The following is a 25672-nucleotide window of genomic DNA, read 5'->3' on the forward strand; positions in this document are numbered from 1 at the left end:
TGCAGACGGGTGGCCATCTGCAGACCGGCGGCGTCATCGGCGGCGGAGTTGATGCGCAGACCGGTACCCAGGCGCTGCATGGCGGTGCCCAGCATCTTGTTGGTGTTGTTCAGCTGGTTCTGAGTGGTCAGAGAAGCGAAGTTGGTATGAATGGACAAACCCATGATCTATTCCTCGAAGGAGGCTGCTACCGCAGCGGATAACCGTACGAAGGAAAGAAGCGACAGGTGCGAGGCAAGACTTGAGCTGCGGCTGAAAAATACGATGAAAAAGAGGGCGCGGGAGGAGAAACAGGAAAAAGGCACCCACCGGGGAGATGGGTGCCACCAGCATCAACGCAGCAGGGAGGTCACCATGCCGGTCATCTGGTTGGAGTTGGACAGCACGGACATGCCAGCCTGCATCAGCATCTGGTTCTTGGTCATGTTGGTGCTCTCCTGAGCGAAGTCGGCATCCATGATGCGACCGTTCGCCATGTCGGTGTTCTCTTTCATGTTGGAGAGGTTGTTGACGGTGTGCTCCAGACGGTTGATGTTGGCACCGAAGGAGGAACGGGCGCTGCCGATGTCTTTCAGGAAGGTTTCCATCTCGGTGATGGCGGCATTGGCTTTGGTCTGATCACCGATACCGCCACCCTTGACTGCGGTACCATCCAGGCCGGAGCCAGCGGTGGAACCGGTCACTTTCTTCAGGTCGGTGGAGATGTCCACGCTCAGGGTCTCGGCGGCGGAGCCACCGATCTGGAACTTGACCGCCCCCTTCTCGAAGTTGCCAGCGGCTTTCTTCAGCAGGGACTGGCCACCGAAGGTGGTGTTGTCGGTGATGTTGGCCAGCTCTTTCGACAGCTCGCCGAACTCGGCGTTCAGGGCGGTGTAGTCTTCGGTACTGGTAGTGCCGTTGGCACCCTGGGTGGCCAGATCCTTCATGCGCTGAACGATGTTGGTCATCTCGTCCAGGGCGCCTTCGGCGGTCTGCATCATGGAGATGGCATCCTGGGCGTTGCGCATGCCGACCTTCTGGCCGTTGGACTGGGCTTGCAGGCGGGTAGCCATCTGCAGACCGGCCGCGTCGTCGGCGGCGGAGTTGATGCGAAGACCGGTGCCCAGGCGCTGCATGGCGGTGCCCAGCATCTTGTTGGTGTTGTTCAGCTGGTTCTGGGTGGTCAGAGAGGCGAAGTTGGTATGAATGGACAAGCCCATGATGTATTCCTCGAGTTAAACGCTGCACAGCAGCCCGTTAGGTTGACATCAGATAGAGGCGACCCCTTTCGTGCAGAAATGTAATCTCCCCAACGCATATTATTCTTCTGACCCCCTCCCAGGCATTCCGGTATCTCGGGTTTGCGCCTTCTCCCCTATCCGGCATGCTTATTGCTTTTAAAACGTCCTCTCTCACTACCGGATGGCGACATGGCTGCTTCGCTCTACACACCGCATTTCGTTCAACATTTTCAGTGCATCGGCGATCGCTGCGAGGACAACTGCTGCCACAGCTGGACCATCAGCATCGACAAGCAGACCTTCCGCAGCTATGAGCGCCACCCCGACCCCACGGTCAAATCCCTGAGCAAGCTGCACATCATCAAGGTGAAGCAGAGCAACGAGCGCTGGGGGGAGATAAAGCTCGACGAACAGGGCGCCTGCCCCTTCCTCGATGAAAACCGCCTGTGCCAGATCCACAGCAAGGCGGGTCCGGATGCCCTGAGTCACACCTGCAAGACTTACCCCAGAGCCCAGACCCGCATCGGCAACCAGCTCAAGAGGTCCCTGATGCTCTCCTGCCCCCAGGTGTGCCGCCAGTTGCTGCTTGACCCCCTGGCGATGCAGACCGAGGTCACCGAGCTCACCCAGTCCCTGCCCTTCGCTCCGCCCCCCTCCAACGCCATGGCGACGTTGCACAGCCTGAGCATTCACGTGCTGGCCGCCACGGATATCCCCGTGGCGATTCGGCTATGGCTGGTCGGCATGCTGATCCACCGGGATCCTGCGCAACTCTCCCACGAGGCCTTCCTCGATCAGGTGGCGGTACTGGCCGAACGCGGGGAGCTCAACACCATGTTCGAGCAGTTGCCCGCCCTGCCCAGACTGCAGTGGTGGGGCCTCAGAACCATGACCCACCAGTTGCTCGCCTACTCCCAGGGGAGACGGGGGCGGCAGACCATGCAGGTCTGCCTCGACAAGATCAACGAGGTACTGGAGGGAACCTACGACGAGGACAAGCTTGCACACCTGCAGCAAGTCTGGCACGACAGGGTCGCCCCCTTCCTGGCCAGTCATCCCCAGATCCTGGACAACTACCTGCTCTACTACGTCTATCACCACAACTTCCCGCTGCAGCAAGGCGACAAGTGCCAGGCCTATCAACTGCTGGTGGTCGACTACTTCCTGCTGCGCAACTACCTCTGCCTGCTGGCCATGGACAAGGAGCTGGACGAGCAGGACGTGGTCAACCTCTTCTACAGCTACCACACCATACGCCAGCACAATGCGAGCTTTATCAAGACCATAGAACAGGGGCTCAACGACTCCGGCTTCGCGTCGGACATCTCCCTGTACGCCCTGCTCAAGCCCTGAAAACAGAAAACCGCCAGCGAGCTGCATGGCGGTTTTCTGTCGTGAACGGGACCTGGCCCCCTAGGTGAGCAGCGCCACCACGTTCTGGCGCGAGACGTTGGCCTGGGCAAGCAGGCCGGACATGGTCCCCATGAAGCCCCCTTCCTTGAGCTGGAGGCTGAGCTTGCCCTGCAACTGGACCAGCTCCTCCTGCTGCAGGTTCTGGCTGCGTGACTTCACCCGATCGAGCTGCTTCACCATCCGCTGGCGAAACTGCTTGAGCTCGCGCACCGACTGCTCTATCTCTCCGAGCAGTCGCTTCAGCCGTTGCTGCTCCTGTTTGATCTCCCCCTTGTCGAGCCCCTCGCCGAGCTGGGTCAACTGCCCCGCCTTTGGCTTGAACTGCACGGGTACCGGGTTCCCGGCGGGAATGCGGATGCCCTCACCGCTCAGCAGCACGGGTTCATCCAGCTTGCGCCTGTGCTGATCCGGCACGCTCAGCTCCAGCTTGCCCAGCTCGTTCAGGCGCGCCTGGATATGCTCCTTGCGCAGCGCGCGATCCAGACGGGCAGCCGCCTCCGCTTCACTGGCATCAGCGGGCAGCAGCACCTCGACGGCGCTGCTGGTCTGAGGGAAGGAGAAGACAAGACGCTCGGCACTCGCCCTTGGGCTCAGCAGATCGAGCCGCTCCGCGCTGTAGTGCACCCTGCTGTCCGTGGCCGACGCCAGCAGGCGTGGCCTGAGCTCGCTCGTCAGTGGCGCCTGCGGCTGGGTCAGCTTCTCTTCCAGTACCTTGAGACGGGAGACCAGATCCCCGCTCGCCGCCTTCTGCTGGCCGAGCTGCTGCTCCAGGCGCTTCAGCTCGCCCCACACCTGGCTCAGGGCCTGCTCGCCCCCCTGGGCATGGGCGATGCGCTGCTGCGCCGTGCCGATCAGGGCCCAGCGATCCAGCCGGATGACATTGGGCTGGCGTTCATTGCGAGGAGTCTGGGGAGAAGTAGCCTGGGCAGTCGAACGACCTTGCAACCTGGGTTGGGCCGGCGTTTCGACCACGCTCCCCGGACGGGTTTGTTGAATCTGCATCCTGGCTCCTTAGACAGATTTAGGGCATGTAGTTGAACAGGCTCAGGCCATTTACCTTGGCGAAGGCCTGCTGTTGCACCTGCAGAGCCATCAGCACATGCGCCTGCTGGGTCACGGCCCCCGCGTAGTCGAGGGACTCTATCTGATTGCTCACTTCCTTGCTATAGGTGCTCTTCTCGGCATGACCCTCGTCCACCTGATCCAGCAGATTGATGCGTGCCCCTATGGTGCTCACCATCTGGCTGATGTCATCCTGCAGGGTCTTGCTGCGATCCAGCATGGCTCTGGCCTGATCCGCCGCATCCGGTGCGCCGGCATCGAAGGCCGCCACCATGTCGTCCAGCTGCTTGAAGAAATCCCCGTTCTGGATGAACAGGCTGTCTGCGGTCTGGTTGAGGGACACCGTCACCCCCCGGGCAATCTCCACCTCCCGCACCAGGGCATCCCCCTGATAGAGATAGCCTCCACCCGGACCCTGGACGATGGGGGTCTTGTCCACCTGGCTGCCGCTGAACAGGCTTGAACCGTTCTCGTTGCGGGCATTGGCGAGATCCAGCAGTCCCTCCTTGATGATGGCCGCCTCGCTGGACACCGCCCGGCGATCGTCCTCGGAGAGGGAACCGTTGGCCGCCGTCTGGGTCAGCTCCCGCAACCGGCTCAGCATGTTGGTCATGGTCTCGAACTGCAGCTCCCCCTGGGATAGCTGGCTCTTGGCATTGGCGATGTTCTTCTGGTACTGGGCCATCGCCACCTGCTCTTTCTTCAGACCGAGCAGTTGCACGCTGCCCACGGGATCGTCCGAAGGCTGCAGGATCCGCTTGTTGGAGGAGATCTGGCGATCCAGCCGGGCGTAGTCGCCAAAGCCCCGCTGCAGGTTGTCGAGCATGCTGAGCTGGATCTGGTTGGTGCTGATGCGCATGCGGACTCCGTCAGAACATGTTGAGAATGGAATTGAAGAGTTGATCCGAGGTGCTGATCACCTTGGCATTGGCCTGATACGCCTTGGTGTAGGCCATCACCTTGACCCCTTCCTCATCGAGGTTGACGCCGCTCACGCTGCTGAGCTTGGTGGCGAGCTGTTTCTCCATGTTGGCATCGGCCTCCATGGTCGCCTTGGCCTGACCGCTCTGCACCGCCATCTTGCCAAGCAGGGCGCTGTAGGCATCGTACTGATCATCCTTGATGGTCAGCAGCTCCTGCAGGTTGCGGTTGTCGCCGTTGCCGCCCCCCGCCTTGGCGAAGGCGAGGTGATCCCCGGTAAAGCCGTCGGCCACCTTGAGGGTGCCGGAGGGATTGAGGGGGTCGTAGCTGAACAGGGGTTTGCCGGGATCGCCGTTCAGATCGACGCCACCCGCCTGCTTGGTGTTGAAGTCATCCGCCAGCTTCTTCGCGATCTGGTTCAGCTCGTCGCGCAGGGGGCGCAGCACTGTGGTGCGATATTCCAGCACGCCCGCCAGGGTGCCGCCCTGAAGTCTGGGGACCTCGAAGGATTGCGGCCCGAAGCTCAGGCTCAGGGTGTCACCGGCCAGAGAGAGGGTGCTGCTGCTGCCGGCCAGCACCAGGGGCTGGCCCTGGGGCAGGCTCAGGGAGAAGGAGCCGTCGCTCTGACGGTTGACCCGCACCTCCATGAAGGTCGACAGCTCGCGCACTATCTGCTCGCGGCTGTCTTCCAGCGCCGAGGTGTTGACCCCCTTGGAAGCCTGCTCGCCGATCTGGGTGTTGAGCTCCGCCACCTGCTTGAGATAGCTGTTCACCTGGGTAATGGTGCTGCCCAGCTGATCGTCGATCTGCTTCTCCTGGGTCAGCAGGCTCTCGTTCAACTGGCCGAAGCGGTTGGCCAGGGCACCGGCCGAGCTGACGATCTGGCTGCGCTGCGCCGGTGTTTCCGGGCTGTCGAGAGCGGCGCTCAGGGACGCAAAGAAACTGTCCAGCCCCTTGGTGATGTTCATCGACTCGCTGCCGAGCAACTGCTCCGTCGTATTGATGTACTGGTGAAAAGCATAGGAGGAGCCGGTCGCGGAGCGGCTGCGCCAGTGCTGGGAGACCAGATAGTCATCGGTGATCCTGCGAACCCCGGTCACCTCGACCCCCATGCCGTTGTCCATCCGGCCAAAGCCCGACAGACTGCCCATCATGGCCTCCTGGCGGCTGTACCCGATGGTATTGACGTTGGCGATATTCTGGGCAGAGATGTTCAATGCGATCTGCGATGCATTGAGTCCGCTAAAACCGATACTGAGCAGCGACATCAGTCAACTTTCCTCATTTTTGCCGAATTCAGAGGCTGACTGAAGGCAGCCAGGGTCTGGGAGTCTGAAGCGACCACCGGCTCGGCATTCTTTAATGTGGGGGCCAGTTGATTGACCATCTGCTCCTTGAGCCCCATGCCGCCGCGCTTGACCAGGCTCATCGCGAGCTGGCTGTCGTACATGTCGCGGTAGAGGGACTCCCCCTTGATAAGCCTGTCCTCTTCATCCTGCATGGCGTCGGACGCCGAACGCATGTGCTTGAGCACCGTCTGCAGGAAGCTCACCTCGAACTGGCCGGCCGCCGCCTCCAGGGCCGCGCGCTGATCCGGGTTGCTCTTTATCTGCTGCAGTTCATTGAGATCCTGATAGAAACCAGGCTCCGAGGTAATTCTGGTCATAGAGATCCTTAGATGACCACCAGCTCGCCTTCGAGGGCTCCCGCCTCGTCGAGGGCTTGCAGGATGGCCATGACATCATCCGGGGTCGCCCCCAGGGAATTCACCGCCTTGACGATCACCTCCAGGGAGGTGCCATCCGGCCAGACAAACATGTTGTTGCGCTCCCGGTCAACCTGGATCTGGGAGTTGGGCGTCGTGGTGGTCCGCCCGTTGGAGAAGGCATTGGGCTGGCTCACCGTCTGGCTCTCACCTATGGTCACCGTCAGGCTGCCATGGCTGACCGCCGCCTTGTGCACCTTGACCCCCTGCCCCATGACCACGGTGCCGGTACGGCTGTTGAAAACGACTCGTGGCCGCTCCTTGCCCATGTCCACCTGGATGTCCTGCAACAGGGCCATGAAGGAGATGCGCTGGCTCTCATCGCGGGGGGCCGCAATCTGGATGCGACCGGCGCTGACCGCCTTGGCCACGGGACCGAGCTGGCGGTTGATCTCCCGCTCCACGTTGCGGGCCGTCTTGAAGTTGGGCTGGTGCAGGTTGAGCGTCACTTCCGGCTTGTCCGAGAAGTTGCTGGCCACCTCCCGCTCGATGATGGCGCCGTTCGGGATGATGCCGGCCGTCGGCACGTTGATGGTCACGGAGGAGCCGGATTGCCCCTCCGCCTTGACCCCTGCCACCACCAGGTTGCCCTGGGCGACCGCATAGACTTCACCGTCGATGCCGCGCAGGGGAGTGAGCAGCAGCGAGCCGCCTCTCAGGCTCTTGGCATCGCCGATGGAGGTCACGGTCACGTCCATCTGCTGACCTTTGCCGGCGAGGGCGGGCAGCGTCGCCTGCACGGAGACGGCAGCCACGTTCTTGAGCTTGGGGTCGATGTCATCAGGCAGCTGTACCCCGAACTGCTTGAGCATGTTGGTCATGGACTGGCCGGTGAATTTGACCTGGCTGCGATCCCCGGTGCCGGAGAGGCCGACCACCAGGCCATAGCCCACCAGCTGGTTGGCTCTCATCCCCTGCACGTCGGCAATGTCCAGCAGGGCCCGTTTGGCGGGGGCAGCGGCGCCGGCCACGCCCGACAGCGCCAGGCAGAGCAGGGCGATATACCATCTGTTCATCGAAATCCTCACAAGGGGGAGAAGGCGGAACTGAAGAAGCGCGACAGCCAGCCCATCTGGTTGCTGTCGGCCAGGGCGCCGCGACCGGCATAGGTGATGCGGGCATCGGCGATGCGCTGGGACGAGATGCGGTTGCTCTGGTCGATGTCCTCGACCCGCACCATGCCTCCCAGACGGATGTACTCATCCCCCTGATTGAGGCGGATCCACTTCTCCCCCCGGATCCCCAGCACCCCGTTGGGCATCACTTCGGCCACGGTGACCGTGATGGCCCCCGCCAGGGTATTCTGCTGGCTGGAGGTCGCCCCGCCGTCGAAGTCGCGATCCGCCTTGATAGAGGCGCTCCAGTCCGGTCGGGAAACACCACCGATGGAAGGCACAGGCACGCTCAGATTGCTGTTCTTGTTCATGCTGGTGTTGGCCTTCTTGCTGGACTGGGTGCGCTCCTCCAGCATGACGGTCAGGATGTCGCCGACCCGGTAGGCACGGCGATCCTGGAACAGGGTCATCATGTAGTCGTTACGGTAGAGGCTGCCATCCTCCCCCACCCCGGCTTTCGTCAGCTCCGAGCGGGAAGGAGCCCACTTCTCGTCACCGGGCTCGGGGGCCTGCAACTCATAGGTGGAGCAGCCCCCCAGCAGCAGGGCGAGCACGACGCAATACCACACCGGCTTCATCATCACAGCGCCTGGGTCACGAACTTGAGCATCTGATCGGCGGAGGAGACCACCTTGGCATTCATCTCGTAGGCGCGCTGGGTGGTGATCATGTCCACCATCTCTTCCACCACGTTCACGTTGGAACTCTCCAGGGTGAACTGCTTGATGGCCCCCATGGCCTCTTCACCCGGGACCCCTTCGATGGCTTCACCGGAGGCACCGGTCGCCCGGTAGAGGTTGCCCCCCAGGGCTTCCAGACCGGCCGGGTTGGAGAAGTTGGTCAGGGTGATGCGCCCAAGCTCCACGTTCTCCTGCTGTCCCGGCAGGGTGGCGCTCACGGTGCCGTCGGTGCCGATGGCGATCTTGGTGGCGTTGTCCGGGATCTGGATCTGCGGCTGCATGGGCAGGCCGTCGGCATTGACCAGCAGCCCTTCCGCATTGCGGTGCCATTGACCGTTGCGGGTATAGGCCGTCTCGCCATCCGGGCGCTCGACGCTGAAGAAGCCGGCCCCCACCACCGCCATGTCCAGCTCCTGGTTGGTGTTCTGGAACTGCCCTGGCGTGAATACCTTCTGGGTGCCGACCACCCGCACACCGTTACCCATCTGGATGCCGATGGGGGACAGGTTCTGCTGATCCTGCTGGGCACCGGGCTGGCGCTGAACCTGATAGAACAGATCCTCGAACGCCACCCGATCACGCTTGAAACCGACCGTGTTGACGTTGGCCAGGTTGTTGGAAATGCTGGCCATCTTGGCATCCTGTGCCGACAGACCCGTCTTGCTCACCCAAAGCGCTGCATGCATCTTCGTTTCTCCACCTGATTCGTTCGAACGGGGTGCATCCCGTCAGTATTCATTCCCGGCCGCCATGGCCGACCGTCAGCCCTGGCCAGAGATCAGCCTGGCACCCTGCCTGGCCTGCTCGTCCGCCGTTTTCATCAACTTGACCTGCAACTCGAAATTGCGGGTCAGGGACATGCTGCCGATCAGCTCGTCCACCGCGTTCACATTGGCCCCCTCGAGGAAACCGGACGCCAGCACCACCTGCTCGCTGATCTCCGCATCCCCGCCCTGGCGCTGGCGGAACAGGCCGTCAGCCCCCTTGACCAGCTCGGCCGGATCCGGGTTCACCAGCTTGAGCCGGCCCACGTCCAGACGGGCGCCGCCCCCCGGCGGGGTGATGCTGAGGGAGCCATCCTTGCCAAAGCTCAGATCCCGATAGGCGGGCAGCACCATCTCGCCGCCATCCCCGAGCACGGGACGGCCGTTGAGGGTCAGCAACCCCTCCCCGTCCACCTCCAGGTTGCCGGCACGGGTGTAGGCCTCCTTGCCGTCTGCGGTCTGCACGGTGAGAAAACCGTCGCCACGGATCGCCACGTCCAGCTTGCGGCCGGTCTGCATCAGGGCACCCGCCCGAAAGTCGGTTCCCGCCTGCTCTTCCCTGGCCATGACCCGGCTCTGGTAGCCATCGCCGGTCAGGGCATAGGCGGACGCCCGCTCGAAGTCGGCACGAAAACCGGCGGTATTCACGTTGGCCAGGTTGTTGGCCCGGATCTGCTGGGCCATGAGGGTGTGTTGCGCCCCCGACATGGCGGTATAGATAAGCTTTTCCACGGATCACGCCTTAGAAGGAGTTGAACAGGACCTGGGTCATCTTGTCCGCCGAGCTGATGGTCTTGGCGTTGGCCTGGTAGTTGCGCTGGGAGGTCATCAGGCTGACCAGTTCCCCGGTCAAGTCGACGTTGGATGCCTCGTAGGCTCCCGCCGTCAGGCCGCCCAGGGTCCCGCTGCCCGGTGCCCCCAGCACGGGCTGGCCCGAGCTGAACGACTGCTGCCAGGTGGTGTTGTTGGCTTGCAGCAGGCCCTGGGGATTGGCGAAGTTCGCCATCACCACCTGACCCTGGAGCAGGCTCTGGCCGTTGGTGAAGGTGGCGTAGACGCCACCGTCCGCATCCACCCTGACCCCGGTCAGATCCCCGGCGGTATAGCCGTTGGACTGGTTGCGCGTGGCGTTGAAATCGGAGGCGTACTGGCTGACCCGGGCCAGATCGGCGGTGAGGGTGATGGGCTCGGCACCGGCGGGGGCCAGGTTCAGCACGGGGGCCGTGGTCGGCGACTTCAGGGTGCCGTTGGTGTTGAACTCCATGGTCACCGGCGCACCGGTCTGGGTCCCGTTGAAGGCATAGTTGACCTGCCAGGTGTTCTCGCCGGTCTTCACGAAATACTGGGTGACGGTGTGCTCGACCCCGAGAGAGTCATACACCTTGCTGGACTGGGAGTAGCTGAAGCTGTCCGCCTTGGCGGGATCGAAGGGGTGCAGCCCCTGGTCGATGACACTGGCGTCCGCCTTGAGGTTCGCCACGAACTCCAGGGTGTCGGACGGCTTGGCCGCCAGGCTGCCCGCCTTGACCTGAATGTCACCCACCACGCCGGATTGCAGCTCACCCGCATCATTGGTCACATAACCCTGCAGACGGTTGCCGCTGGCGGTGATCAGGTAGTTGCTGGCATCACGCTGGAACAGGCCGGCCCGGGTATAGGAGGTCTGACCGTTGTCATCCTTGAGCACGAAGAAGCCGTTGCCGGAGATGGCCAGATCCAGGCCCCGCCCGGTACGGGTCACATCCCCGTTGCGATCGAAGTTCTGGGAGACGTTGCTCATCTCCACGCCGCCGGCCTGGCCGCCACCGTAGATGGCGGCAAACTCGGCACGGCTGGACTTGAAACCGGCGGTGCTGGCGTTGGCCACGTTGTTGCTGATGACGCTCAATTCCTGGTTGACGGCGCGCAGGCCACTCAGTCCGATATTAAAAGACATGTTTCGCTCCTATCTGGTTACGCCGACTTGCCAAACTGGACGGCGCTGAACAGGGGAACCTCCCCCACGCCTGCCACTTGCAGCATGATCTCGCCCGTGCCCGGCAAGCTGACGCGCTCCACCTGGCTGGCTACATAATTGCGGGTGGTGGTGGCGACTCCCCCCAGGGAAGCCTTCACCTCGAAGCTGTATTCGCCAGCGGGCAGTACTGGCAATTCGTAATCCAGCGCCCCCGCCTTGCTCTCGCCCCAGTTCTTGGTGGCGACCAGGGTGCCGTGCTTGTCATAGACCTTGAGCTCGACCGTGTCGGCCGCGCCGCCCAGCTCCACCTGACCGCGGATCGCCTTCTCCTGCTCCTGGCCAAGGGTCTGGCTCGGCACCATCACTTCCTTGTCGATGAGATCCGTGCTCTGGAGCACCTGCTGGGTGTCCATCATGTTGATGGACTTCTGCTGCAGCACTTTCAGGCTCTCGACCCCTTCCACCATGCTGAACTGGGCCAGTTGGGTAACGTACTGGGCACCATCAAGGGGGTTGGTGGGATCCTGGTTCTGGATCTGGGCCACCATCATCTGGAGGAATTCGTTGCGAAGCTGGACCCCCTGCCCCTCGGCAGTACCGTTGGCGGCTATCTCAGGGGTGGCGGCGCGCTGGCTGGCGCTGCGGGCGGTATCCAGGCTGCTGACTTGAGGCAGGCTCATTTACACCCCCTGACCAAGACGCAGCAGCCCTTGCTGCATGCTGTTGATGCGGTTGATCACCTCGACCGAGGTCTCGAATCCCCGGGAGGCGCTCATCATGTCCGCCATCTCTTCCACCGCGTTGACGTTGGAGTAGTAAACGAAGCCATCCCCGTCGGCCAGGGGATTGGTCGGCTCCAGACGTTTCTCCACCTGGCGGTCAGACTGGACGATACCGGCGATCTGCACCTGGGCGGCCCCCAGCCCCTCGGCCTCCTGCACCCGCTGATAGAGGGTGGAGAAGACGGGCTTGATGGCGCGGAAGGCGGCCTCTTCGCTGCCGGCGGCGCTGTCGACGTTGGCGAGGTTGGAAGCCACGGTGTCAAGGCGGACGGTCTGCGCCCGCATGGCGCTGCCGGCGATGTCATAGATGCGATTGAACGACATGATTAACGGCCCTCGATCGCCTTGGCGATCCCGGTGATTTTCATATTCAGGAAGGTGAGACTGGTCTGGAAGTCGGTGGCATTGCTGGCAAACTTGCTCTGCTCCACGCTGAGCTCTGCGGTGTTGCCATCCATGGAGACCTGATAGGGTATGCGGTAGAGGGGATGTTGCATGTCATTGCCCATGGTGCCCTCGCTGATGGTGCTGCCCGGCTCTCCTGCCTCCACCTGCCGGGCGACCCGGCCGAGGATGGCCTTGTAATCCACATCCCGTGCCAGATAGCCCGGGGTATCCACATTGGCCAAGTTCCCTGCCAGAATACGAGCCCTGTCTGCCCGCACATCGAGGGCATAGGGGTGTACGCCAAGCGCACTGTCAAATGAGATACTCATGCTTCATCCTTCTTGTGAACCAGTCAGACCGGTGCATCCTTTATCAAGACTCATGCCAATCATGAAAAACCGTTGTTTCCGCTGGTCAGGCCATCACCCCTGGCTGACAAGAGTGACAAAAGGGGAAGCATTGTTTCCCATAGGGAAGCGAGCAGGTCTCCTTGCCCTGCTGCTCCTGGCACTCCCCTCGTGGGCGGCCACTTCGTCGCTGTCGCAGCAGTTGACCGACGGTCTGAGGGCGGATGCCGAAACGGCACTGGGGGAGTATCAGCGTCAGCAAGGCTGGCCAGAGACCCGGGCCGACTATCAGGTCTGGCTCTCCCCCGCCGTGGCCCACCTGCCGGCATGTCGTCAGGCGGTTCGCTTCCAGGCTGGCGGGCAGTATCGCCAGCCCTGGGGGCGGCGCCCCTATCTGGTGGAATGTACCGAGCCCGCCTGGCAGTTGCGGGCCCGGGTGGAGGTCACCCTGATGTTGCCGGTCTGGGTGGCGGCACGGGACATCCCCAAGGGACATGTCATCGCCCCGGAGGATCTGCTGGAGAAATCCCTCGATGCCAGCCGGTTGCAGCGGGGCTTCACCCACAGCTCGCAGCCCCTGGCAGGCAGCAAGAGCCTTCGCCATCTGAGGATGGGGCAACTGGTCGGTGAACTCGATCTGCAACAGGCCTGGGCCGTCCGGGCAGGGGAAGGGGTGCTGATCCGGGCCGGGCAACCGGGCTTTTCCGCCACGACCCGTGGAACGGCCTTGTCAAACGGCGCCATCGGTGAAGGGGTGAGGGTCAGGAATATCGGTTCCGGCAAAGAGATCCAGGCCTGGGTGGTTGACAAGGGGGAAGTCGAAACCCGCTTTTAGCGCAGAAATGGCGAGTTTGATTCAAGTTCGGCCACCTCAGGGTCGCCTGTCACAAGAGAGACCACCAGGAATTCACGTTATGAAAATCACACGCACCGACCCTGTCTACGTTCAACCCCAGTCTCAGCGCAAGGCGGGAGCCACACCGGCACCCCAGCCCCAGGCCAGCCAGGGGGAAGCCAGGATCAGCGCCACCGCCCAGACCATCAATCAGGCGAGGGTCGAGCTGGCCTCCACCTCTGATGTGGACATGGAGAAGGTCAACCAGATCCGCCAGGCCATCAGCGAGGGTCGGCTCGAACTGGACATGGATGCCCTGAGCCAGGCCATTCTGGACATGCATCGCCGATGAGTCTGCCTCCCAAACAACGGATCCAGCAGTTGATCATCGGCATCCGGCAGGATTGTGGCCGCTACGCCGACCTGCTGCAGTTGCTGCTCACTCAGTACCGTCTGCTGGCAAGTCACGACGTGGCAGGGCTGACGGAACACAACCGGCAACAGACCCGGCTCATGGGCGAGATCCAGCACCAGGTCAGGCTGCGCTGCGAACATCTCCAGGCACTGGGGCTCAAGCCTGACGAACGGGGCATGGCCATCCTCATCGGCAAGCTCCCCTCCCCGCTGCGCCAGCAAGTGGACGAGCAGTGGCAGCGGCTGGAGCAGCTGCTGCTACAGTGCCGTCGCCAGAACGAGCAGAACGGCCGCCTGCTGGCAGGCCAGATAGAGACCATCCACACCCTGCTGGGCCAGGAATCATCCTATGGCAGGCAGGAGCACTTCCCCGACTGACCCTTTACGTTCCCTGCCGGGCACGATGACCCAGTGCGGCGAGTTCGTCGAGCTGCCGCTGCTCACCTGACTCCTGACGCTGACGGGCCGCCAGGGCCCGCTTGTCCAGCAACAGCTCCAGCCCCTTGACCCGACCGAACTGCCTGACGAGCTGCCCCTCGTGATGAGCCAGATCCTGGCTGGCGAGCGCACACTGCTGCAACTGGTGGGTCAGCAGGTGGCGAAGCTGCCCCTGCATCTGCTGCTTGTTCTGCCACAGCAGGGGATGAAAGCTCGACGAGCCCGGATGCATCGTCTCGATGACCTCCTGCAGCCTGAGGGCTCGGTGCTCCTCCTTCATCGCCACCTCGCGCAGACGCTGCCGCTCTTTGCCCATGGCCTCCAGGGCATCCTGCTGCAGACCGAGATAGGATTTCAGCATGCCGCCTCCTTACGCCCTGCCGAGCACATGCTTGAGACCGCCCAGCACCTGGGTGATGGGCGTCTCTTCCTGAATGCCCTGCTGCAGGAAGCTGGCGATGGCAGGATAGCGCTGGACCGCCTCGTCCATCTGGGGATCCGCCCCGGGCTGATAACCCCCCAGGGGCAGCAGCTCACGCACCTGCTGGTAACGGCCCCAGAGCTGGCGCAGATTCACCGCCAGTCCCTGCCATTCGGGAGAGACCACCTGAGGCATCACCCGGCTCACCGAGGCACCGATGTCGATGGCGGGATAGTGCCCCTCCTCCGCCAGACGGCGGGTCAGCACGATGTGACCATCGAGAATGGCCCTGGCGGAATCCACCACGGGATCCTGCTGGTCATCTCCTTCCGCCAGCACGGTATAGAAGGCGCTCAGGCTGCCCTCGGGGTGCGTGCCGTTGCCCGCCCGCTCCACCAGCTGGGTGAGCAGGCTGAACACCGAGGGCGGATAGCCGCGGGTCGCAGGAGGTTCGCCGATGGCCAGCGCGATTTCCCGCTGGGCCTGGGCGTAGCGGGTCAGGGAGTCCATCAGCAGCAACACATCCTGACCCTGTTCGCGGAAATATTCGGCGATGCGGTGGCACAGCTGGGCGGCGCGCAGCCGCATCAGGGGGGATTGATCCGCCGGTGCCGCGATCACCACGGCGCGGGCAAGCCCCTCGCTGCCCAGGCTGTGTTCGATGAACTCCCTCACCTCCCGGCCACGCTCGCCGATGAGCCCCACCACCACGATGCGGGCGCTGGTATTGCGGGTCATCATGCCGAGCAGCATGCTCTTGCCCACACCGGAACCGGCAAACAGTCCCAGACGCTGACCCTTGCCCACCGTCAGCAGGCCATTGATGGCCCGGATGCCCACGTCGAGCGGCTCGCGCACCGGGGTGCGCAACAGGGGATTGGGAGGGGAGGAAAACAGGGGAACCCGTTCCCCTTCCTCTTTCAGGGGACGGCCGTCCAGCGGTTGCAGCAGGCCATCCACGACCCGGCCAAGCAGATGCTCGCCGACCCGGATGGTCTCCTCTCCGTCGACGGGCAGCACCCGGGCGCCGGCATAGAGACCGCTCATGGGCTGGAGCGGCATCAGGTAGGAAATGTCCCGGTTGAAGCCGACCACTTCCGCCAGCAGGGCGGCGCCGGTGGCGGTCTCCACCTCGCAGCGCTGCCCCATGATGAGCTGGCACCCCACGACTTCCAGAGTCAGGCCGGTCACGCGCACCAGCCTGCCATAACGACGATAGCCGGGCACCTCCTCCAGGCTATCGAGGGCACAGGTCAGCGCCTGTTGCAGCGCATCATGCATCCGAAGAGAGTTCCAGGGTCTGGTTGAGTTGTTCGATGCAGCGGCCGAGGCGCTCCCCCGTGTTGATCTCGACCACCGCGGCCCGTGTCTCGATGCGGGCGTCCCCCACGGCCAGTGCCGGGTCCACCTGCAACGGCCACTTCTCGCAGCGGGTCACCCCCTGCTCGGCCAGGCGCTGCCGGTCTCCTTCGTTGAGGTAGATCACCAGCTCTTCCGACTCGCTCGGCAGGCTGGCCATGGCCTGCTCCACCTGCTGGAGCACCTGCTGGGGATTGAGGGTGAACTCGGCCTGGATCACGCGCTTGGCCACCTGGGCCACCAGCTGGGCGACCAGGGCCTTCTGTTCCAGCATCCGGGCCCGGGTCAGGGATTCCCACTGCTGCTGCAGCGTTGCAAAGGGCACCATGGCCTCATCGAAGGCGGCACGTCCCTCGGCCAGCCCCTGGGCCAGACCGCGCACCTGTCCCTGTTGCAGCCCCTTGGCTTCCCCCTCGAACAGGCCACTGGCCAGCCCCTGCTGGTAGCCGGCCTGATACCCTTCCGCCTGCCCCTGCTCCAGCCCCTGCTGGTAGCCGTATTCGAACTCTTCCTGCTGGCTTCTGGCCTCTTCCCCGCTCTGGCCCAGCGCCGGGAAGCGGTAGAGACGGGTGGCACCTGCCGCCAGTTTTCGCACATGCTGACTCATGCCTGTCTCCTGTTAACTGACGGTGGGCTCTTCGAACAGCTGGAACTCGATCTCGCCCTGCTCCACCAGCTCGCGCACCAGCTTCATGGCCTCTTCCCGGGCCTGCTCCACCTTGCGCAGGGAGACGCTACCCTGATCCTGGATCTGGGCCTCCAGTGCCTGTGCCATCCGTTTGGGCATGGCGCCAAGCACCACCTTGCGGAAACCGGCATCGGTGTTCTTCAGGGCCAGGGCCAGCAGATCCGCCGGCAGCTCCTGCACCAGACGTTGCAGGGTATCGTCGCTCTGGCGACGCAGGGCCATGAAGTCGAACATGTTCTTCTCGATTTCGAGGGCCAGCTCACCATCGTGCTCCCGCAGCAGGGTGAGCATCTGCTCCTTGTTCCCCTGATAGCGATTGAGGATATCGGCCACCTGGCGCACCCCGTTGACCTTGGCGCCGGACTGATCGGCCACATAGGCGAGGCAGCGATCCAGGGTGAGCCTCAGCTCCCCCAGCACGTGCTCGCTGACCGAGCTGAGGCTCGCGACCCGCACCAGCAGATCGTCGTGCACCGACCCCGGCAGGGCATCGAGCACGGCAGAGGCGGTCTGGGGTGGCAGAAAGGCGAGCAAGACCGCCTGCATCTGGGGATGCTCATTGCGGAAGAAGCGGGCCAGCACATCCGCCGGCACCCATTGCAGGCGCTGGATGTCCTGGCTCATCGCATCGCCATAGAGGCTGTCGAGCAGGCTGCGGGAAAGCCGCTGGCCCAGCGCCAGATCCAGGGTCTGTTCCAGATATTCCCGGGAGGCGCTGCCGATGCCGCTCTGCTCGCGATACTGGTTGAAGAACTGCTGCAGCGTCCACTTGGCTTCTATCGAACTCACGCCGGAGAGGCTGGCCATCTTGGAGATGAGGCGCTGCACTTCGTCGCGGGACAACTTCTGCATCACCTTGGCCGCCGCCTCGGTGCCCATGCTCAGCAGCAGGATCGCGGCTTTTTCCAGATTGTCGATGTCGATGTCGACCGCGTTCTGATTCAGATTAACGTTGCTCATTGCCACTCACCCATTGTCTGACCACTTCCGCCACCCGGGCCGTGTCCTTGTCTACCAGCAGTTGCAGGTGCTTGAGCTGGACTTCCAGCTCGGAACCCGGTTCGGGCAGCGCCTCCAGATCCAGGGAGGAGAACTGGGGCTCGAGCCGGAACTCGGACTGAGACTGGGACAGGCTCTTGCCCGTCGCAGACTCTTCCAGTTCCCCATCCCCTTCCCGGCGCATGGAGAGGCCCATGGTCGGCTCCTGCTCCTCGTCCGGCTCCTGTGCGACATCAGTGTCGGGATATTGCTGGGTACGCACCAGGTGCTTCACCAGAGGACGGATGCCGAAGAACACCAGGGTCAGCCCCAGCAAACCACCCACCAGGTAACGCAGAGAGTCTTGCCAGTAAGGGGTTTCCAGCCAGCTCGACGCTGGCGGCTCCACCGGCACCGCACCGGTGAAATCGAAGACCTGCAGGCTGATCTGGTCGCCACGGGTGCCGTCAAAGCCCACCGAGCGCTCCACCATCTGGCGGATCTGCTCGAGCTGTTCCGGACTCCACCCCTCCTTGGGGGCGCTCTGCTGATTGAGCAGGATGGAGACGTTCATCTTCTCCAGTCGTCCCTGCTGATAGCGGGTATGCACTATGGTGCGGCTGCTTTCATACTGCCTGCTGACTTCCTGCCGCTCGGTGCGGGTATCGTTCTTGGCAGGCTCCTGGGCAGCATTCCCCTCGGTGGCGGCCTGATCGGTCTTGGGAGCGGTTTCGGGCGGTCGATTGGAGAGCGCACCAGGGATACCGAGGGCCAGGGCATCGATGGTCTTGTCCGATTTGTTGGACTCCCTGGTCACCACGGCATTGGGATCGAGCTGTTGCTGGGTCTCTTCCACCGCATTGAAATTGACGTCCGCGGCGATCTGCACCCGGAAGTTGCCCGTGCCCAGCATGGGGGAGAGCATGTCGCTGGCACGCTGGCGAATGTACTGCTCCAGCTTGCGCACATATTCCATCTGCTGGACGCTCTGCTTGCCGAAACCGGCCTTGTCGCCGAGCTCGGCACTCAGCAGCTGGCCGCTTTGATCCACCACGGTGACGGCCCCGGGCTTCATGCCGGAGATACTGCCCGCCACCAGGTTGGCAATCGCCTCGACCTGGCCCGGCTCCATGGTCTGGCCCGGTTGCAGATCCAGCATCACGGACGCGCTGGGTTTTTCCTCGTCGCGCCCCACGAACAGGGTCCGCTTCGGAATGGCCAGATGCACCCGGGCACTGCGTACCGCATCCAGGGAGATGATGGTTCTGGCCAGCTCCCCTTCCAGGGCATGGCGGTAGCGCGCACCTTCCATGAACTCGCTGGTGCCAAGGCCGGTGACATTGTCGAGCCCCTCCAGGCCGGACGGCATGGCCGCCCTCACGCCCCGCGCGGCCAGCGCCATGCGGATGTGGGCCAACTGGCTTTCAGGTACCAGGATCTGGCCGGAGCTTTTCTCCAGCCGGAAGGGTACCTGCTCCTTCTCCAGCATCTCCATGATGTTGGCGGTGTCGTAAAGCTCCTGCTTGCCGTAGAGGGGCACGTAATTCTTGCTGGAGGTCCAGAGGATGACCACTATGGTGGCGGCAACCACGGCGGCCAGCAGCGCGATGGTCAGAATGGATTTGTTGTCGCGAGACAGGGTACGCCAGTTGCGCACCCCGTCCTGCACCCGGGCCAGCAGAGAGCCCGACGCCCCCGGTGCGGAGGATACCAGTTCAGTCATGATCAACCTCAGAGCGGCATGCGCATGATGTCATCAAAACCCGTCATCAGTTTGTTGCGCACCTGCATCAGGGCGGAAAAACTGAGACCGGCCTTCTGGCTGGCCACCATGGCCCCCACCAGATCGTCGCTCTGACCCGCATCGACGGCGGTCATCAATCGGGAGGCGATGTTCTGCTGCTCGTTGACGCGGCCGACGACGTCGCGCATGGCGTCGCTGAACGAGACGCCTGACGCCTCGTTCGGTTCGATGGAAGGGGGTTGACTGGCGACTCGCTGCATTTCCTGCATCTGCTGCAGGAGCGTCACCTGTGATGACATGATCTCAATCTTCACTCGGTTATCCCTTAGTTTTGTATCTGCTGCTCGACATCGATGCCCTGCTCGCGCATGGCAGCCAGCTTGTATCTAAGTGCCCGGGTCGTCATTCCGAGGGCTTCGGCCGTGCGTGTCCGGTGACCACGGAAACGGCGCAACGTCTCAAGGACGAATTGAAATTCAGCATGCCGCTTGGTCTCGCTGAGCCCCTCGGGGGCCGCAAGCGCCTGCGGTTGCGGGGTGTCGGCTTCGGCGGCGTAATGGGGCAACATCAGATCGACGGCCTGAATATGCAAGCCGCGAGCCATAATTAGCGCTCGCTGAATCACGTTGTCCAGCTCACGCACATTGCCAGGCCAGTCATAGGAGAGCAGTTGCTGACGGGCACTCTCACCGAGGCGATACCCCTGCTGTGCGGCGTAGCGTTCGATGAAGTATTCCGCCAGAGGCAGGATGTCATCCCGCCTCTCCCGCAGTGCCGGCCAGCTCATGGGAAGCACGTCGAGCCGGTAGAAAAGGTCCTCGCGAAACGCGCCCTGCAGCACCAGCTCCCTCAGGTCCCGGTTGCTGGCGGCGATGATCCGCACATCCAGCGCGATCACCTGATGACTGCCGAGGCGTTCCACCTCTTTCTCCTGCAACACCCTCAGCAACTTGGCCTGCAGCGCCAGCGGCAGTTCGGAGATCTCGTCGAGCAGCAGAGTACCGCCCTGGGCCAGCTCGAATTTTCCCTGCTGGTTGGCGGTTGCCCCGGTGAAGGCCCCCTTGCTGTGTCCGAACAGGATGGATTCGAGCATGGCTTCCGGGATGGCCGCACAGTTGATGGCCACGAAAGGCTTGCCGGCCCGGCTGGACATCTCGTGGATGTAGCGAGCCAGTCGCTCCTTGCCTGTCCCGGATTCGCCACCGATGAGGATGGTGGCCGATGTCTTGGCTGCCCGCCGGGCAAGCTGCAACACCTGCAGGCTCTGGGGAGACGTGGCGATCAGATTGGGAATGGCCTGGCGCAGGCGCAGGGCCCCTCTCACCACATCGAGGATCTGGCGCTGGCTAAAGGGCTTGATGATGTAGTCGATGGCGCCGGCCCGCATGGCTTCCGCCGCCAGGTAGGCCTGATGCTCGTTGACCAAAATGACGCAGTCGGTCCCTGCCAGCGTCTGCACCATGGCGGGCCCGGCCTCGGTCATGACCGCCATGTCGAGCAAAATGAGATCGACCGCATGGTTCGAGAGAAATTGCTTGGCCAGCGACACGGAATCGACACAGGAAACACGATAACCGGCACTGAGCAATATACGATCAACATCGTTTCCATTTGATAACGAAGCGGAAACTAATAATAAATGAGCATGCGTTTCAATACCGGTCGGTATTGAATTTTCCTTGCTAGATAAATCAGAAAACATATATCCCGAACCTGTGATTGCACATGAATCAATCAACAGAACTGATGCGTGAAAAATAAAGACACACAAATAGAGACCGCACCCGTTATTGAGTGAATGGTCTATATCAGTATAAAAACAAGGCGGGAAATCATGGCCTTGGTAACCCCGCTATCATTAGCATCAATGCTGTTAGACCGGAGGCTTTGCGTCCTGACTTTTCAGTTCAGTTTGCCTTTATCATGCGACGACCCGTATTTGGATGGCATGGCTACGTTGTCCCTGAAGCCATGTGATACATCCGACTATTTCTATTTTTTCTTTGCTGTCAGTATGTATCGCGTCAAAAGTCGTCACATGATAGCGGCTTTATATGACAATTCAAGCAGATATGCGGAATAGGCGCTTCCTGTCCCTATGACGCCAAGGCAATTCCACTTCAGCCCAGAGTCCCGATGACTTCGACTCGCAAATCTTCCGGTATCTCGTTATAGGAGAGCACCTTGAGGCCTTTCGAGAAGGAACGGGCATAACGGGCTATCAGCGGTCTGAGCTGGGGCATCACCACCAGCACGGGCGCATATCCCTGTTGCTGCAGTTGCTCCTTCACCAGCGGCATGTTCTGCTGCAACTGCGCCAGCAACTGGGGATCCACCGGGAAGCTGTCCAGCTGGATCTTGCCCTGCTGCTGTGACTGGCTCATGGCCGTCAGCAGGGTCTGCTCCAGCCGGTCATCCAGGGTGAAGGCCGCCAGCACGTCGCGGGACCCTATCGCCTGTCTGACGATCTGGCGCTTCAGTGCGCAGCGCACATCGGACGCCAACAGGACTGGATCCTTGGTCAGCTCGCTCGCATCCAGCAAGGTGGTGGCGATGGTGCGGATGTCGGTGAGGCTGATCTGCTCCTTGAGCAACTGGCGGAAGACCCGCAGTTGCTGCATCTGGGTCAGGGCCAGATTGAGCTCTTCCGCAAGACGGGGGGACTGGGTCGCCAGATGCTGACCCAGCTTGCCCACCTCGTCATGACCAAACAGGCCGTCGAGCTGCTCCCTGAGCAGCTTGCTGGCGTGAGTCGCGATGACGGTGGCCGAATCCACCACCGAGTAGCCCAGATTGAGGGCCTTGGCCTTGTTGTCCGGTGAAATCCAGACCGCACTCATGCCATAGGCAGGATCCTGTGTCAGCTCGCCATCCAGGGCGCCATAGGTCTCACCGCTGCTGATGGCCATCAACCGCTGGCAATCCACATTGCCCGAGGCCAAAGGGATGCCGGAGAGCTTGATGCGGTACTGGTCCGGCTGCAATTGCAGGTTGTCCCTCACCCGGATCTCGGGCAGCAGGAAGCCGTACTGCTCGGAGAGTGTCTTGCGAATACCGCGCACCCGGGCCAGCAGCTCGGCCCCCTTGTCCGCCTCCGCCAGTGGTACCAGGCGATAACCCAGTTCGATGGCGACCGCATCCACCGGGGGCAGATCCTGCCACTCCAGTCCCTGGGGCTCCGGCTGCACCATCTGGCGCGTCAGCGCCTCGGCCGCATCCAGCGCGGGATCCTGCACCCGGCGCTTGCTGACGCTCCAGCCGGTCCAGGCCAACACGGCCGCAAAGCTGAGGAAGGCCAGCATGGGCATGCCGGGAACCAGCCCCAGGATCAGCATGACGGTCGCCGCCGTGTAGATCACCCGAGGAGAGGCCAGGATCTGCTGGCCAACCTGATCCGACATCTCCCCTTCGTCACTCACGCGGGTGACGATGATGGCTGCCGCCGTGGACATCAGCAGGGAGGGGATCTGGGCGACCAGACCGTCACCTATGGTGAGCAGGGCATAGATGCGGAAGGCATCGGAAACCGGCAGCGAGTGCTGGAAGATGCCGATGGCCAGGCCCCCGACTAGGTTGATGATGAGCACCAGCAGACCGGCGATGGCATCACCACGCACGAACTTGGAGGCCCCGTCCATGGCCCCGTAGAAGTCCGCTTCCCTGGCGATCTCCTCCCGTCTTGCCCGGGCCTGGTGCTGATCCAGGGTCCCCGCATTGAGGTCGGCGTCGATGGCCATCTGCTTGCCAGGCATGGCGTCCAGGGTGAAGCGGGCGGACACTTCCGAGATCCGCTCGCCCCCCTTGGTGATCACCACGAAGTTGATGATCATCAGAATGACGAAGACCACCAGACCCACCACGTAGTTGCCACCGATGACCACTTCGCCGAAGGCCTGGATCACCTTGCCGGCCGCTTCGTTGCCCTCATGGCCGTGCAGCAGCACCACCCGGGTGGAGGCGACGTTGAGGGAGAGCCGCATCAGGGTCGCCACCAGCAGCACGGTCGGGAAAACGGAGAAGTCGAGGGGCCGGCGGGCCGAGACGGAGACCAGCAGCACCAGCACCGCCAGTACGATGTTGAAGGTGAACAGGGCATCCAGCAGCCAGCCTGGCAGAGGCAGTATCATCATCGCCAGGATGGCCAGCAGCATCATGGGGATGGCTGTATAGGATTGGGTAAAGACACGCCAGTTCACAACTTACCTCTCAGGTTGACGTAATTCGGGCGGCACGTGCAGGGGGGCAAGGGGATTGGGTTTCCTGCCCTTGCCTGCCTCATAGGCCCGTAGCTGCAATACATGGTTCAATACATAGGCGACCGCGGTGTACAGACCCGCCGGCACTTCCTGATCCACCCGGGTGGAGTAGTAGATGGCCCGGGTCAGCTCGGGCAGGCTCATCACCCGCTTGTCATGGGCTTTGGCCACCTCGCGGATCCGCTCCGCCATGCCGTCCACCCCTTTGGCAATCACATAGGGGGCGTTGGCCCGCTCGGGATCGTACTTGATGGCCACCGCATAATGGGTCGGGTTCACTATGATGACATCGGCCTGGGGCACCCGCTGTTCGATGCGGGCCCTGGCCAGCATCCCCTGCACCTGGCGGATCCTCGCCTTGATCTCCGGACGCCCCTCGCTGTTCTTGTGCTCGTCCTTGACCTCCTGCTTGGTCATCTTCAACTGCTTGTTCAAGGACCAGCGCTGGTAGGGCACATCCAGCACCGCGATGAGCATCTGCACACTGCCTAGCAAGATGAATGCCTGGGAGAGGATCCGCAGCGCCTGTTCCATGGCCGCCTGGGGCGGCATGCGGTTCATCATCATCAGGGTGGGCCACTGGTGCTGGAGCATCATGGCCAGGGTGCCGCCGATCAGCAGCACCTTGAGCAGGGATTTCAGGAGTTCCATCAGGCTGTGGGTGGAGAACATCCGCTTGAGCCCCTTGAGCGGGTTGAGCTTCTCCCCGCTTGGCATCAGCTTCTTCCAGACCAGCACCATGCCGCCAGGCACGCTACTGAGCAGCACCAGCAGCAGGGCCAGCACGCCAAACAGAGGCAGCAGCACCCACAGCATCCCGATCAGGGCGTCCGCGGTCCACTGGATCATCATCTGGGGATCCCGTGCCCCCTGCCAGTTGAAACGCTGGGGCTGCTTCATCAGCTCGGCAAAGAAGAGCCCGAAACTCGGCACCATCCACTGCATGACCAGACCGCCGACGAGCAGCAGGCCGGCCGAGCTCAACTCCCTGGAACGGGCAATCTGGCCCTCTTCCCGCGCCTTGCGCCGTTTCTGGGAGGAGGCCTCTTCGGTTTTGTCCTGGGCGCTGTGCTGGCTCATGTCGGCGTCAATGCCCTGAGCTGGGTCAGCACGTAACCGACCAGATCCAGATAGCGGGCCGGGACGCCGCTGATGGAGATGGCCATGGTGAGCAGCCCCAGCAGCAACGTCATGGGGAAGCCCAGAGAGAAGATGTTCAGGGAGGGGGCCGTACGATTGAGCACCCCGAAGGTGAGGTTCACCATCAGCATGGCCACCACGGCAGGCAGGGTCAGGATGAGGGCAGCTCCGATGCTCCAGCCAAACAGGCCGATGACCCCCTTCAGATCGAGGACGTAGAGCGAGGTTCCCGGCGGCCAGGTGCGCAGGCTCTGCACCAGGACATCCAAAGTCACCAGATGGCCGTTCAGACCGAGGAACAACAGGGAGCAGAAGACCAGCATGATCTGGCTGACGATGGGCGCCGTGTCTCCGTTGGAAGGATCGTTCATCACCGCCATCCCCAACCCCATCTGCATGGAGAGGATCTGCCCCGCCATGGTCATCACCATGAACAGCATCTGTATGCAGAGCCCGAACAGCAGACCGAACAGCAACTGCTCCAGGGTCAGCACCATCATGCCGGCACTGAGGGGATCCAGCGCCGGCATGCCTTTCATCATGGGGGCGATCAGCAGACTGATGACGAAGGCCAGCAGGATGCGAACCTGTGCAGGCACCCGGCCGTCACCGAATACCGGCATCACCCAGAAGGCGGCCGCGATGCGAATGAAGGGCCACCACCACTGTCCCAGCCAGGCGGTCAGCTCGGCCGCACTGAACGACAGCAGGGAGTTCATCCGATAAGCCCGGGGATCTTCTGGAACAGGTCGGCGAACAGGGTGGTGATCTGCGACAGCAGCCAGTTTCCCGTGAAGATGAGGGTCAGCAGGGTCACGATGAAACGGGGCAGGAAGCTCAGTGTCTGTTCCTGGATCTGGGTCGCCGCCTGGAAGATGCTGACCACCAACCCGACGATGAGACCGGGCACGATCAGCACCGAGACCATGATGACCACCAGGTTCACGGCCCCGCCCACCAGGGCCACACTCTGCTCGGGGGTCACG

General features: G+C 62.6%; 28 protein-coding genes, 1 pseudogene and 1 riboswitch. Of the genes and pseudogenes, 4 read left to right on the forward strand and 25 right to left on the reverse strand.

The features are described from left to right. Together AB5Y89_RS20365 and lafA are read right to left on the reverse strand one after the other, a co-directional pair. Window positions 1–164: pseudogene (locus tag AB5Y89_RS20365) on the reverse strand (Lateral flagellin); the annotation flags it as partial. 168 nt (window positions 165–332) lie between these two features. Then, a complete protein-coding gene (gene lafA, locus AB5Y89_RS20370; protein WP_045522180.1) occupies window positions 333–1199 on the reverse strand; it encodes a lateral flagellin LafA in 867 nt (288 codons plus the stop codon). 210 nt (window positions 1200–1409) lie between these two features. On the opposite strand from lafA, the gene fliB reads away from it, so the two are divergent. Next, a complete protein-coding gene (gene fliB / locus AB5Y89_RS20375) occupies window positions 1410–2573 on the forward strand; it encodes a flagellin lysine-N-methylase (RefSeq protein ID WP_151027305.1) in 1164 nt (387 codons plus the stop codon). 60 nt (window positions 2574–2633) lie between these two features. Here the strand turns inward: fliB and AB5Y89_RS20380 are convergent, their stop codons facing one another. The 12 genes from AB5Y89_RS20380 to lfgB form a co-directional block, all read right to left on the reverse strand. Next, window positions 2634–3635 carry a hypothetical protein gene (locus AB5Y89_RS20380; protein ID WP_041211809.1) on the reverse strand — a complete coding sequence of 334 codons (1002 nt, stop codon included), beginning with the start codon at window positions 3633–3635 and terminating at the stop codon, window positions 2634–2636. Between the two features lie 19 nt (window positions 3636–3654). Then, window positions 3655–4554: a lateral flagellar hook-associated protein LfgL gene (gene lfgL, locus AB5Y89_RS20385; protein ID WP_041214013.1), complete on the reverse strand. Its 900-nt coding sequence runs from the start codon at window positions 4552–4554 to the stop codon at window positions 3655–3657. Window positions 4555–4564: 10 nt separating this feature from the next. After that, window positions 4565–5884: a lateral flagellar hook-associated protein LfgK gene (lfgK, locus tag AB5Y89_RS20390; RefSeq protein WP_128271450.1), complete on the reverse strand. Its 1320-nt coding sequence runs from the start codon at window positions 5882–5884 to the stop codon at window positions 4565–4567. Continuing rightward, window positions 5884–6282, reverse strand: coding sequence for a rod-binding protein (locus tag AB5Y89_RS20395; RefSeq protein WP_041211812.1), 399 nt, complete (start codon window positions 6280–6282; stop codon window positions 5884–5886). The genes lfgK and AB5Y89_RS20395 overlap by 1 nt, the downstream gene beginning before the upstream one ends. An 8-nt stretch (window positions 6283–6290) precedes the next feature. Further along, window positions 6291–7397, reverse strand: a complete 1107-nt coding sequence (gene fgIL, locus AB5Y89_RS20400; protein WP_041214014.1) for a lateral flagellar basal body P-ring FlgIL — start codon at window positions 7395–7397, stop codon at window positions 6291–6293. Between the two features lie 8 nt (window positions 7398–7405). After that, a complete protein-coding gene (flgH, locus tag AB5Y89_RS20405; protein ID WP_042015080.1) occupies window positions 7406–8077 on the reverse strand; it encodes a flagellar basal body L-ring protein FlgH in 672 nt (223 codons plus the stop codon). Continuing rightward, window positions 8077–8862, reverse strand: a complete 786-nt coding sequence (lfgG, locus tag AB5Y89_RS20410; protein WP_262000184.1) for a lateral flagellar basal-body rod protein LfgG — start codon at window positions 8860–8862, stop codon at window positions 8077–8079. The genes flgH and lfgG overlap by 1 nt, the downstream gene beginning before the upstream one ends. 75 nt (window positions 8863–8937) lie before the next feature. Further along, on the reverse strand, window positions 8938–9672 hold the full coding sequence (gene lfgF, locus AB5Y89_RS20415; protein WP_041214015.1) for a lateral flagellar basal-body rod protein LfgF: 735 nt from the start codon (window positions 9670–9672) through the stop codon (window positions 8938–8940). A gap of 10 nt (window positions 9673–9682) precedes the next feature. Continuing rightward, entirely contained in the window at window positions 9683–10876 is a 1194-nt protein-coding gene (gene flgEL, locus AB5Y89_RS20420) for a lateral flagellar hook protein FlgEL (protein ID WP_041211817.1), read from the reverse strand. A 17-nt stretch (window positions 10877–10893) separates the two neighbouring features. Then, window positions 10894–11577, reverse strand: coding sequence for a flagellar hook assembly protein FlgD (locus AB5Y89_RS20425; protein ID WP_045522185.1), 684 nt, complete (start codon window positions 11575–11577; stop codon window positions 10894–10896). Beyond that, a complete protein-coding gene (gene flgCL, locus AB5Y89_RS20430) occupies window positions 11578–12003 on the reverse strand; it encodes a lateral flagellar basal body rod protein FlgCL (RefSeq protein WP_041211819.1) in 426 nt (141 codons plus the stop codon). A gap of 2 nt (window positions 12004–12005) precedes the next feature. Then, the gene (gene lfgB, locus AB5Y89_RS20435; RefSeq protein ID WP_041211820.1) at window positions 12006–12395 is read right to left on the reverse strand and encodes a lateral flagellar basal body rod protein LfgB; all 390 of its coding nucleotides are present in this window, start codon (window positions 12393–12395) and stop codon (window positions 12006–12008) included. A gap of 61 nt (window positions 12396–12456) precedes the next feature. Here lfgB and lfgA point away from each other — a divergent pair, with 61 nt between their 5' ends. The 3 genes from lfgA to flgN all read left to right on the forward strand — a co-directional run bounded on the left by lfgA (window position 12457) and on the right by flgN (window position 14040). Then, window positions 12457–13248 carry a lateral flagellar basal body P-ring formation protein LfgA gene (gene lfgA, locus AB5Y89_RS20440; protein WP_239054144.1) on the forward strand — a complete coding sequence of 264 codons (792 nt, stop codon included), beginning with the start codon at window positions 12457–12459 and terminating at the stop codon, window positions 13246–13248. Window positions 13249–13327: 79 nt separating this feature from the next. After that, window positions 13328–13600 carry a flagellar biosynthesis anti-sigma factor FlgM gene (gene flgM, locus AB5Y89_RS20445; RefSeq protein WP_041211822.1) on the forward strand — a complete coding sequence of 91 codons (273 nt, stop codon included), beginning with the start codon at window positions 13328–13330 and terminating at the stop codon, window positions 13598–13600. Beyond that, entirely contained in the window at window positions 13597–14040 is a 444-nt protein-coding gene (gene flgN, locus AB5Y89_RS20450) for a flagellar export chaperone FlgN (protein ID WP_368224405.1), read from the forward strand. The genes flgM and flgN overlap by 4 nt, the downstream gene beginning before the upstream one ends. A 4-nt stretch (window positions 14041–14044) precedes the next feature. On the opposite strand, the gene lfiJ is transcribed toward flgN, so the two are convergent. From lfiJ to fliQ, 11 genes are all read right to left on the reverse strand, one after another. Beyond that, a complete protein-coding gene (gene lfiJ, locus AB5Y89_RS20455; protein WP_041211824.1) occupies window positions 14045–14461 on the reverse strand; it encodes a lateral flagellar protein LfiJ in 417 nt (138 codons plus the stop codon). 9 nt (window positions 14462–14470) lie between these two features. After that, complete coding sequence (gene lfiI, locus AB5Y89_RS20460; protein ID WP_041214019.1) at window positions 14471–15802, reverse strand: lateral flagellar FliI-like assembly ATPase LfiI; 1332 nt, start codon at window positions 15800–15802, stop codon at window positions 14471–14473. Next, window positions 15795–16487 (reverse strand): lateral flagellar assembly protein FliH, encoded by a 693-nt coding sequence (lfiH, locus tag AB5Y89_RS20465; RefSeq protein WP_041211826.1) that lies wholly within the window; start codon window positions 16485–16487, stop codon window positions 15795–15797. The genes lfiI and lfiH overlap by 8 nt, the downstream gene beginning before the upstream one ends. A 12-nt stretch (window positions 16488–16499) precedes the next feature. Further along, complete coding sequence (gene fliGL, locus AB5Y89_RS20470) at window positions 16500–17528, reverse strand: lateral flagellar motor switch protein FliGL (RefSeq protein WP_041211827.1); 1029 nt, start codon at window positions 17526–17528, stop codon at window positions 16500–16502. Further along, window positions 17515–19269, reverse strand: a complete 1755-nt coding sequence (fliFL, locus tag AB5Y89_RS20475; RefSeq protein ID WP_102983677.1) for a lateral flagellar M-ring protein FliFL — start codon at window positions 19267–19269, stop codon at window positions 17515–17517. The genes fliGL and fliFL overlap by 14 nt, the downstream gene beginning before the upstream one ends. Window positions 19270–19277: 8 nt before the next feature. Continuing rightward, on the reverse strand, window positions 19278–19604 hold the full coding sequence (gene lfiE, locus AB5Y89_RS20480; RefSeq protein ID WP_080767903.1) for a lateral flagellar hook-basal body complex protein LfiE: 327 nt from the start codon (window positions 19602–19604) through the stop codon (window positions 19278–19280). Window positions 19605–19615: 11 nt separating this feature from the next. Further along, entirely contained in the window at window positions 19616–20878 is a 1263-nt protein-coding gene (gene lafK / locus AB5Y89_RS20485) for a lateral flagellar response regulator transcription factor LafK (protein ID WP_269475233.1), read from the reverse strand. 251 nt (window positions 20879–21129) lie between these two features. Beyond that, window positions 21130–21217, reverse strand: a riboswitch (cyclic di-GMP riboswitch). 193 nt (window positions 21218–21410) lie between these two features. Then, window positions 21411–23486 (reverse strand): lateral flagellar biosynthesis protein LfhA, encoded by a 2076-nt coding sequence (lfhA, locus tag AB5Y89_RS20490; RefSeq protein ID WP_041211829.1) that lies wholly within the window; start codon window positions 23484–23486, stop codon window positions 21411–21413. 3 nt (window positions 23487–23489) lie between these two features. Beyond that, complete coding sequence (gene flhB / locus AB5Y89_RS20495) at window positions 23490–24626, reverse strand: flagellar biosynthesis protein FlhB (protein WP_041214022.1); 1137 nt, start codon at window positions 24624–24626, stop codon at window positions 23490–23492. After that, complete coding sequence (gene lfiR, locus AB5Y89_RS20500; protein WP_104452187.1) at window positions 24623–25405, reverse strand: lateral flagellar biosynthetic protein LfiR; 783 nt, start codon at window positions 25403–25405, stop codon at window positions 24623–24625. The genes flhB and lfiR overlap by 4 nt, the downstream gene beginning before the upstream one ends. Beyond that, the gene (gene fliQ / locus AB5Y89_RS20505; protein ID WP_041211832.1) at window positions 25402–25671 is read right to left on the reverse strand and encodes a flagellar biosynthesis protein FliQ; all 270 of its coding nucleotides are present in this window, start codon (window positions 25669–25671) and stop codon (window positions 25402–25404) included. The genes lfiR and fliQ overlap by 4 nt, the downstream gene beginning before the upstream one ends. Between the last annotated feature and the right edge of the window lies 1 nt (window position 25672).

The sequence above is a fragment of the Aeromonas sp. s4 genome (assembly GCF_040907855.1).
GTDB lineage: Bacteria > Pseudomonadota > Gammaproteobacteria > Enterobacterales > Aeromonadaceae > Aeromonas > Aeromonas caviae.

Bases quoted from the DNA above. Each gene is read 5' to 3' on its own strand.
- lafA (WP_045522180.1), bottom strand. From the start codon at position 1,199: ATGGGCTTGTCCATTCATACCAACTTCGCCTCTCTGACCACCCAGAAC.
- fliB (WP_151027305.1), top strand. From the start codon at position 1,410: ATGGCTGCTTCGCTCTACACACCGCATTTCGTTCAACATTTTCAGTGC.
- AB5Y89_RS20380 (WP_041211809.1), bottom strand. From the start codon at position 3,635: ATGCAGATTCAACAAACCCGTCCGGGGAGCGTGGTCGAAACGCCGGCC.
- lfgL (WP_041214013.1), bottom strand. From the start codon at position 4,554: ATGCGCATCAGCACCAACCAGATCCAGCTCAGCATGCTCGACAACCTG.
- lfgK (WP_128271450.1), bottom strand. From the start codon at position 5,884: ATGTCGCTGCTCAGTATCGGTTTTAGCGGACTCAATGCATCGCAGATC.
- AB5Y89_RS20395 (WP_041211812.1), bottom strand. From the start codon at position 6,282: ATGACCAGAATTACCTCGGAGCCTGGTTTCTATCAGGATCTCAATGAA.
- fgIL (WP_041214014.1), bottom strand. From the start codon at position 7,397: ATGAACAGATGGTATATCGCCCTGCTCTGCCTGGCGCTGTCGGGCGTG.
- flgH (WP_042015080.1), bottom strand. From the start codon at position 8,077: ATGATGAAGCCGGTGTGGTATTGCGTCGTGCTCGCCCTGCTGCTGGGG.
- lfgG (WP_262000184.1), bottom strand. From the start codon at position 8,862: ATGCATGCAGCGCTTTGGGTGAGCAAGACGGGTCTGTCGGCACAGGAT.
- flgEL (WP_041211817.1), bottom strand. From the start codon at position 10,876: ATGTCTTTTAATATCGGACTGAGTGGCCTGCGCGCCGTCAACCAGGAA.
- AB5Y89_RS20425 (WP_045522185.1), bottom strand. From the start codon at position 11,577: ATGAGCCTGCCTCAAGTCAGCAGCCTGGATACCGCCCGCAGCGCCAGC.
- flgCL (WP_041211819.1), bottom strand. From the start codon at position 12,003: ATGTCGTTCAATCGCATCTATGACATCGCCGGCAGCGCCATGCGGGCG.
- lfgB (WP_041211820.1), bottom strand. From the start codon at position 12,395: ATGAGTATCTCATTTGACAGTGCGCTTGGCGTACACCCCTATGCCCTC.
- lfgA (WP_239054144.1), top strand. From the start codon at position 12,457: ATGAAAAACCGTTGTTTCCGCTGGTCAGGCCATCACCCCTGGCTGACA.
- flgM (WP_041211822.1), top strand. From the start codon at position 13,328: ATGAAAATCACACGCACCGACCCTGTCTACGTTCAACCCCAGTCTCAG.
- flgN (WP_368224405.1), top strand. From the start codon at position 13,597: ATGAGTCTGCCTCCCAAACAACGGATCCAGCAGTTGATCATCGGCATC.
- lfiJ (WP_041211824.1), bottom strand. From the start codon at position 14,461: ATGCTGAAATCCTATCTCGGTCTGCAGCAGGATGCCCTGGAGGCCATG.
- lfiI (WP_041214019.1), bottom strand. From the start codon at position 15,802: ATGCATGATGCGCTGCAACAGGCGCTGACCTGTGCCCTCGATAGCCTG.
- lfiH (WP_041211826.1), bottom strand. From the start codon at position 16,487: ATGAGTCAGCATGTGCGAAAACTGGCGGCAGGTGCCACCCGTCTCTAC.
- fliGL (WP_041211827.1), bottom strand. From the start codon at position 17,528: ATGAGCAACGTTAATCTGAATCAGAACGCGGTCGACATCGACATCGAC.
- fliFL (WP_102983677.1), bottom strand. From the start codon at position 19,269: ATGACTGAACTGGTATCCTCCGCACCGGGGGCGTCGGGCTCTCTGCTG.
- flhB (WP_041214022.1), bottom strand. From the start codon at position 24,626: ATGAGCCAGCACAGCGCCCAGGACAAAACCGAAGAGGCCTCCTCCCAG.
- lfiR (WP_104452187.1), bottom strand. From the start codon at position 25,405: ATGAACTCCCTGCTGTCGTTCAGTGCGGCCGAGCTGACCGCCTGGCTG.